Below are 7,872 nucleotides of genomic sequence, written 5' to 3'. Positions count from 1 at the left end.
GCTGGATTATCAAATTACGTGCCAGTTATCAAATTAAGTGCCGGAGCAACCCTCTGAAATGATTGGATGGGCATTCTCATTATTAAGTGCCAAGTGACAAATCAAAACTACGACGAAAAACAAGCGCACTCTCGAGAACGTTGAACAACGGTGGTTCCCAGGTGCCCATGCAAACGTCGGAGGAGGATACTTCAGCGACCTGTTGGCACAGCGACCGCTACGTTGGATCATGAGCAAGGCAGAAAGCCTTGGTCTAGAGTTTAGGCGCATACCTGATCAGTTAGATGACGTTCATGAAGCCGCAATTTCTGACTCACATGGCGAGTTCCTAAGCGGGATTTACCGCTGGGTATCACCGCATTTCTCCCGACAGATCGGTGGTGGCAAGGTGCTGGTGGACGGAGCTGAAAGCCGTAACCTTTTTGAAACTATCGATCGCTCGGTGTTCGAACGGATGCAAGGGAACGCCAGCTACAGACCCCCGAATGTTCTCGAATGGTCTGCCCGGCATGGGTTTGACTGGGAAAACTGTGACGCGACGACCGATGCCCATACAGAGAATCCAATCGTCTGCACATTCTAAAGTCGGGGGGTACTCGCAGGCCGGCCTAGTTCGGTCACGGTCTTTCTCGTCGTCGTCACCTACCGTCTTCGCGGTTTGTTTGCAGAAATTCGCATAAAGGGCAAAGTGGAACTTGCTTAAGACGCCCTTGCGTCGGAACTACCGGCTCGGGCCTGTTGTTCCGCTGACCGACGAGATCGCACGTGGCAAGGTGAGCGAATTGATCTGCGAGATGATAGGTATTATGCGGATCGGCGGCTTTCTGGAATCAGCGCGAAAGCCGTTTCTAACATGGCGGTTGCTGAAACCGAATTCGCAGTTCTGTTTCAACGTCCGACGCCCCGCGTCCCGCTGTCTTCGAGGCCGTTCAGATCGGTTTGAATGGCATCAAAGATTCCTCCCGGATTGCTCCAGATCAAGATCATACGATCCAGCGAAGCCTATGCTGCCCTAACAACCGGATTTTTCTTCCGATTGTCTTGGAGGATGATCGCATGATCAAGACCGTTCTACGTATCCCGACCGCGACCGCCGCACTTGCGCTGATGGCGGGTCAATCGGCCGCGCAAGTTGGCGTCATACCCGACGGGAATGCGCCCTTCTTCCACGGCCACGATATGATGTGGGGCGCAGGTCAGTGGGGAGGCTTCGGCATGGTGCTCGGTCCCCTCCTAATGATCCTGATCGTGGTCGCCGCTGTAGTCGGGGTATTTTACCTCCTGCGCTCGACGGGCACGGTCGGCGCATCGTCCAGCCGGTCTCATGACCGCGCGTTGGCAATCCTCAAGGAGCGATTTGCAAAGGGCGAGATCGATACCAAAGAGTTCGATGAGCGTCGAAAGCTGCTTGCAGATTGATCTGTTTAATCAGCACACCCTGCGTGGGAGACGACTATGAATCGGCGTCAATTCCTTTCCTCCGCTGGGGTAGCCGCGATTGGCGTTGCCGGGCTTACGGGCTTTTCGACATTGCAGACCTTAGGCGCTGGCAATACGCCGATGAAGCGGCTTGCAATGCTCCTGCTTATGGATACTCGGTCGACCGGTCGTCTTTCTTTATCGACCGTCGCCGGAAACAGCAGCCTCCTTGGCGGCCCGGTCACCCGAACTGCAGGCTTCAATCAGAGCTATCTCGGCCCGACGATCATCATGCAAAATGGCCCGCTTGGCATCAATGTTCATAACACTCTGGACGAGCCGATAACCACCCATTGGCATGGGCTTATGGTGCCGGGAGAACATGACGGCGGACCGCATCTTGCGATCCGATCAGGAGGCCGATGGAAACCCGATGTCAACATCAGCCAGCCCTCGGCGACCGCATGGTATCATTCGCACATTCATGGGCGCACCGCACCGCAGGTCTATTACGGACTGGCGGGTGCAATTCATGTGACGGACGGCCGGGACGATTACCGCGGATTGCCCGCCGAGTATGGCGTTGATGACTTGACACTGATACTGCAGGACCGTCGTTTCGATCGGTCCGGGCGCATGGTCTACGCGCCTTCGATGATGGATCGCATGCAGGGGTTTGTGGGGAACCGCATTCTCGTCAACGGGCAGGCGGACACGACAGCCGTCGTTCCAAGAGGCATCGTTCGCCTTCGCCTGCTGAACGCATCAAACGCTCGCACTTACAATCTCTACTTTGATGATACGCGACCCCTGCACCTGATCGCCACAGACGGGGGCTATCTGCCTGCCCCCGTTGGCCTTGATATGCTGCGCTTGTCGCCAGGCGAGCGGGCTGAAGTTCTCGTGGACTTCTCCGGAGCCGGCGCACCCGTCCTGATGAGCGACCCGCAGCAGGCATATGGCGTTCTGCAGTTCGCGACCGATGACACCACCGCGCGGATTGTCAAAATCCCCCCCTCCCTTGACGGACAATTGAGTGACCTCGCCGGATCGGTAACGCGTACCCGTAATATCTCACTCGACATGGGTATGGGCGGCATGATGATGGGAGGTGGCGCTTTTGCTATCAATGGACGCCCCTTCGACATGGGCCGCATTGACTTTGAGGTAGATCTTGGGTCCGTCGAGCGGTGGCTCGTCCGCAGCACAATGATCGCCCACCCTTTCCACGTCCATGGTGTGCGCTTTCGCGTTGTCAGCGAAAACGGCCGGCCGCCTCGTCCGGAAAACACAGGTTGGAAGGACACAGTGCTCGTCAAAGGTGAAACTGAAATCGTCGCCCGGTTTGACCAGCCGGCAAGCACCAGCAGCCCGTACATGTTCCACTGCCACATTTTGGAGCACGAGGACGCCGGCATGATGGCGCAGTTCACCGTCAGCTGAATCTGTCACGCCGGCAGGCGACGGATGGCTGTGCCTTTCCAAGGCGCATCGCTGTCAACTCGCTTACCACGCTGACCTCGATGACCCCCCCGTCCTATTACAGCTTCGAGACGCGCAACGCCGCGATATTCGAGGAGCCGGGCATGACTTGTGTCCCGATCTCGACGGCATCGGTCTTGCGGATGAGATCGCTTTGCGGAAGCCGCACATCGAAGTCATGCGGAATGCGGGTCATGTCGCAGGCGGTGCAGCGCCTTCTAGGTGTCTTTCGTGTCGCTACAGAGGGTATTGAGCAAGGTAGTTCGGCTTCTGTGTCGAACACGGCGAGTTGATCGCGACCGCACAGCGCAAAGTCAATCTGGTGTTTTCCGCCTACGGGCTTCGTATCGGATCAGTTTCCTTGATCTCGATCAGCGCGCGTTCACAATAAAGCCGATACTCGATCTCGATCAGTCGAGGACGAAGCAATGCTGGAGTACAAGGTCGAGGCGACACGGATCGATGCGCACCGTAGCATCGCGCGCTGCAAGGATGCGGAGGTCCGTCTCGCCACGGACGTGAACGGCAGCGTCGACGCGTTCAATCCAGCGGAGATGCTGCTCGCTTCGCTGGCGGCCTGTATGATCAAGGGCATCGAGCGCGCAGCACCGATGCTGAAGTTCAGCCTCCGGGGCGTCGAGGTTCGACTTAAGGGTGTGCGGGAGGATACTCCACCCAGAATGTCGGCAATCGACTACGAGATCATCGTTGATACCGACGAAAACGACCGCCGCATCGATCTCCTGCACACCAATGTCCGGAAATACGGCACAATCTTCAACACCGTTTCTGCGGCTGTGGCCGTGTCCGGTCAGATGGTCCGCAGGTGAATGATATGTGCATCAGCTCGACCGATGTTTTACCCGCTTCGAGACCGTTTCAGTGCTTTCAGCGCGTTCCGAGGAGCAGTTCGCCAGGTAGTTCGTCCGTCGCGGGGAGCAATGCGAAATTTGCCAGATCTCCCTTCCTGGTCGTTTGCGATGCGCCGTCTGCCGGCGATTGTCCTGCGTCAAGCCGTTCGTTAGCGGCAGGTCATACAGCCTCCGCACCTGAGAATAGCGTAACGACCCTCGGATTCTCGGATCTTCAAGTTAAATCTCACCACCGTCGGCCATTTGCTTGACGCATGAAAGGAAGCGATATGGCCGCAAATCCCGGCAGTGATCTGCCACTGGATCTCAAATTTGCGGACGGTACGTCCCGCCGCGGGGGCCGTTGGTTCCGCAAAAGATACTTGGCTGCCCTGCTGATCCCCGTCTTCATGTTCCTGGGCGGCGTCCTGGGCATGTATTTCCAGCCCGTACCCATACAGAAATTCTACCAGCTTACCGGGCTGCAGCCGGGCGGGGGATCCACCTCGCCATTCGCGCTCCCTCCAAATATCGAATTGCCGGCGCAAATGGCCGAAACGATGTTGCCCTCCGACGTCGTGGGGCTCGCGCGAGTGATGCCGCGCGGTGATGTCTCGATCGTTGCGGCGCCCTACGGGGCCGGAGACGCGCGGCTTTCCGAACTGCTCGTCGGCGTCGGCGATTGGGTTGACCGTGGCACGCCACTGGCGCGCCTGGATAACCACGACGCGCTCGAAGGCGCCGTTCTTCTCGCCGAGGCAAATCTGGCTGTACGACAGGCCACGCTCCTTCAGACCCGCAGCACGGTCCTGTCGAGCCGCGACGAGGCACAGGCGACGCTCGACCAGGCTCGCTCCAATCTGCGTGAAGCCGAAGCCAATCTCGGTCGCACCGAAAGACTCGCTGGTAGCGGGGTAACGACCGGCGCCACGCTCGATACGGCACGCGCGGCCGCCCAGGATGCCGCACTCAGCGTGACGCGTGCCGAGGCAACGCTCGCCCGCTTCTCCTCGGTTCACCTCGACGAGCAGCCAGACGTCGTTGTCGCTGGTCGCAACGTCGCCGCCGCCGAGGCCGATCTTGCCAGGGTGAAGCTCGACACGCAGCGAGCGCTCGTGGTCGCGCCTATCGCGGGGACAATCCTCGACATCCACGCGACGCCAGGGCAGCGGCCGCCGACGGAAGGGATCATGGAGATGGGCGACACAAGCCAAATGATGGCCGAGGTCGAGATCTATCAGGACCGTATTGCCAGCGTGCGACTCGGCCAACCGGTGGAACTGGTCGCCAGTGCCCTAGGGCGGACATTGCTCGGAAAGGTGGAAAGCATCGGGCTGACTGTTGGCCGCCAGGGACTGATCTCCGATGATGCGGCCGCCAACACGGATGCGAGGGTCATTCGCATCCTCGTGGCCCTCGACGCCTCGTCGACGAAGCTGGCCTCTGGATACACGAATCTGGAAGTCGTTGCCCGCATCGACACGTCAGCGGCGGAACGGGCGGCACGATGAGCCGCCTGCTGCAATGGCTATTCGGGCGGCTTCCTATCGGTTGGTTGCAGCTGACCCACAACCCCACCCGCTTCGCGGCGGCGATCGCGGGCGTCGCCTTCGCCAATGTACTGGTCTTCGTCCAGCTTGGCATCATGAACTCGATGGCAGTTGCGACGCTCAGACCCTATGAATTTTTCCGGGGCGACATCATCATTTCGGCGGCCGACGCCAATGCGCTCGCTGACGGGGGCAACGTTGCCCGCCAGTGGATGCTTCAGGCGCTGGCAGATCCGGACGTCATCGACGGCATGGGCCTCTTCGTCGCCAACGTGCCTTGGGACCGGGGACAGACGGATATCAGTCTCACAACATTCGGAATAGATCCGTTCAAGCCGGGCTTTATCGCCCCGGAGATTGCAACCGACCTGAACCTTCTGCAGGTGCAGGGCGCGGCAATCCTCGACAGGCTCGCGCGAGGCTTCACCCGAGACGAGGCTGTCGCCATCCGGCCGCAGACGCCGCTCTCCTTCGAGACTGACGGCCGTACCATCAAGGCCTATACTACCTTCTCCGGTGGCGGCGGGTTTGGCGGCGATGGCTACATGCTTGTCTCCGACCAGACCTTCCTTTCACTGTTTCCCGCGCGAAGTTCGGCCGCGCCCGATCATATCCTCTTGCGCACCAGACCCGGAACGTCGGCAGACGAGCTGTCGGAACGGCTGCGCGGGCAGATATCGGATTCGTCGCTGCGCATCCGCAGCTATGCAGACGCCATGGCCGAGGATTTGCGATACCAGCAGACGCGTCGTCCAACCGGAGTAATATTCGGATTTGGTGTCTTCATCGGCATACTGGTTGGCCTGATCATCATCTACCAGGTCCTCTCAACCGATGTTGCGGACCACTTGCGGGAGTACGCGACCTTCAAGGCCATGGGCTACGGCTCGCGCTTCTTTCTGGGGATCGTGTTCGAGGAAGCGTTGGTCCTCGGTGTTTTCGGCTTCATCCCAGGCCTGATCGTCGGCACAACTATCCTGACGGTCATGGCAAAGGTGACAACGCTGCCCCTCTCGATGACGCTCTTTATGGCGGCGTCGGTCTTTGTCGGCACTATCGCAGTTTCGTCTCTGTCGGGAGCAATTGCTACCAGGCGCGTCGCTGCCGCCGACCCCGCGGACCTGTTCTGATGGGAAAGCGGAATGGCGACGTCATCGAAGTGGCCGGGCTCAACCACTGGTTCGGCATCGGCGATGCCCGTAAGCAGGCGCTGTACGATCTCAATTTCACAATCGAAGCTGGAAGTTTCACTGTGCTCATGGGGCCGTCCGGCTCCGGCAAGACGACGGTACTCACTCTGCTCGGCTGTCTGCGCAGCGTGCAGGACGGATCGGTGCGCCTTCTTGGGCAGGAACTGAATGGCGCCGGTGAAACCACGCTGATGGCGCTGAGACAGCGCCTGGGCTTCATCTTCCAGGCACACAATCTGCATGAGAGCCTGACGGCCTTGCAGAACGTGATCATGGGTATTCAGGTCCATGGTGATGTTTCCGATGAACTCGCACACAAGGCAGCTATCCATGTGCTAAATCTCGTCGGCTTGTCCGATCGAATGAACTATCTGCCAGCCAACCTCTCCGGCGGCCAAAAGCAACGCGTGGCAGTCGCCCGAGCCTTGGTTGGCAACCCGGCACTCGTTCTAGCTGACGAGCCCACCGCCGCGCTCGACGGCGACAGCGCAGCCGAAGTCGTGGACCTTCTCAAGCGGCTCGGCAGCGCCCGCGGAACGACCACCCTCCTGGTCACCCACGACAACCGGATACTCGAACAAGCGGACCGAATACTTGTCCTCGAAGATGGTCGAATTGTTTCGGATGGTGTGGGGTCTGAGGTTTTCAGCGCTCGGGTTCAAGGACGGTCGTAGGCACCAATCCTACCGCATCGGTTATTGGGGACCAGAGCCATGCAGCGCCCGCAAAGACCTCGTCACGAGGAGGGCGCATCAAATCTTGCCAGACGCTCGCTTGCATCAAAGAAGGCCACGAGATCGTGATGATAGGGGACGGCGGAACCGCAGGACAAGCCCATTCAGGCCGCAATCATCGCTGCGATGGAGAAGGATAGAGGAAGCACTGCATCCGGAAAGGAGGAGTTTTAAGGGTGCGGATGGTCGCGACATTTCGGACACGATCGGGGCCCACATCGGGGAGCATCACTGCCTGGCGGTGACGCGTCTACCGCACCTCCAGCAAGGGACAGTAATCCGCAGGAAGTGCCGGTGAACCATTCGCCCTTGCCTGCCAGGAGTCCGCAGGATGACGAAGAGTTTCCAAGTTGGCGTCTTCTGTCTAGGCAAACCTGCGGCGGCACAGCCTGCGCGACCGGACGGACTATTTGACCATGCGCTACGCGGAGCCCGTGGAGATTACCGATAGGGTTTCCAGCCAAATGAACCAATGCTCGATGTGACGCACGGCTCCTTCAAACCTTGCGGACTATCCGTCCCGACAGGGTCGCAGTTGGGGCAGCTCTGTCAACGGCGGAGCAAAACCAGGCCACTGGGGCGGAGTAAAACCGGGCCAGTCTGGGCGCGGCGGAGGCCGCTCGCGAAGCGCGCTTTTCCATAGCGC

Annotated in this window: 8 protein-coding genes and 1 pseudogene; 8 read left to right on the top strand and 1 reads right to left on the bottom strand. The window is 59.5% G+C overall.

The window, feature by feature from the left end; translation table 11 throughout:
* Window positions 1-100: 100 nt before the first annotated feature.
* From ASD64_RS21840 to ASD64_RS14020, 4 genes and pseudogenes are all read left to right on the top strand, one after another.
* Window positions 101-223 (top strand): annotated as a pseudogene (locus ASD64_RS21840) (phospholipase effector Tle1 domain-containing protein); the annotation flags it as partial.
* A gap of 6 nt (window positions 224-229) precedes the next feature.
* Complete coding sequence (locus ASD64_RS20685; protein ID WP_244480799.1) at window positions 230-583, top strand: hypothetical protein; 354 nt, start codon at window positions 230-232, stop codon at window positions 581-583.
* Between the two features lie 473 nt (window positions 584-1,056).
* The gene (locus tag ASD64_RS14025; protein WP_056106028.1) at window positions 1,057-1,419 is read left to right on the top strand and encodes an SHOCT domain-containing protein; all 363 of its coding nucleotides are present in this window, start codon (window positions 1,057-1,059) and stop codon (window positions 1,417-1,419) included.
* 36 nt (window positions 1,420-1,455) lie between these two features.
* Window positions 1,456-2,862, top strand: a complete 1,407-nt coding sequence (locus ASD64_RS14020) for a multicopper oxidase family protein (RefSeq protein ID WP_056106026.1) — start codon at window positions 1,456-1,458, stop codon at window positions 2,860-2,862.
* 97 nt (window positions 2,863-2,959) lie between these two features.
* On the opposite strand, the gene ASD64_RS21040 is transcribed toward ASD64_RS14020, so the two are convergent.
* The gene (locus ASD64_RS21040) at window positions 2,960-3,097 is read right to left on the bottom strand and encodes a hypothetical protein (protein WP_156460155.1); all 138 of its coding nucleotides are present in this window, start codon (window positions 3,095-3,097) and stop codon (window positions 2,960-2,962) included.
* Window positions 3,098-3,329: 232 nt separating this feature from the next.
* Between ASD64_RS21040 and ASD64_RS14015 the strand changes: the two genes are divergently transcribed.
* The 4 genes from ASD64_RS14015 to ASD64_RS14000 all read left to right on the top strand — a co-directional run bounded on the left by ASD64_RS14015 (window position 3,330) and on the right by ASD64_RS14000 (window position 7,166).
* On the top strand, window positions 3,330-3,731 hold the full coding sequence (locus ASD64_RS14015) for an OsmC family protein (RefSeq protein WP_056106024.1): 402 nt from the start codon (window positions 3,330-3,332) through the stop codon (window positions 3,729-3,731).
* A gap of 311 nt (window positions 3,732-4,042) precedes the next feature.
* Window positions 4,043-5,263 (top strand): HlyD family efflux transporter periplasmic adaptor subunit, encoded by a 1,221-nt coding sequence (locus ASD64_RS14010; protein WP_162249077.1) that lies wholly within the window; start codon window positions 4,043-4,045, stop codon window positions 5,261-5,263.
* On the top strand, window positions 5,260-6,432 hold the full coding sequence (locus ASD64_RS14005) for an FtsX-like permease family protein (protein WP_056106020.1): 1,173 nt from the start codon (window positions 5,260-5,262) through the stop codon (window positions 6,430-6,432). Before ASD64_RS14010 ends, ASD64_RS14005 begins: the two co-directional genes overlap by 4 nt.
* Window positions 6,432-7,166, top strand: coding sequence for an ATP-binding cassette domain-containing protein (locus ASD64_RS14000; protein ID WP_056106017.1), 735 nt, complete (start codon window positions 6,432-6,434; stop codon window positions 7,164-7,166). Before ASD64_RS14005 ends, ASD64_RS14000 begins: the two co-directional genes overlap by 1 nt.
* The last annotated feature ends 706 nt before the right edge of the window (window positions 7,167-7,872 follow it).

Origin of the sequence: Mesorhizobium sp. Root157 (assembly GCF_001427385.1) — a bacterium.
Lineage (GTDB): Bacteria > Pseudomonadota > Alphaproteobacteria > Rhizobiales > Rhizobiaceae > Mesorhizobium.
The sequence above is the reverse complement of the archived record's forward strand: the minus strand, read 5'-3'. Positions and strand labels throughout refer to the sequence as shown.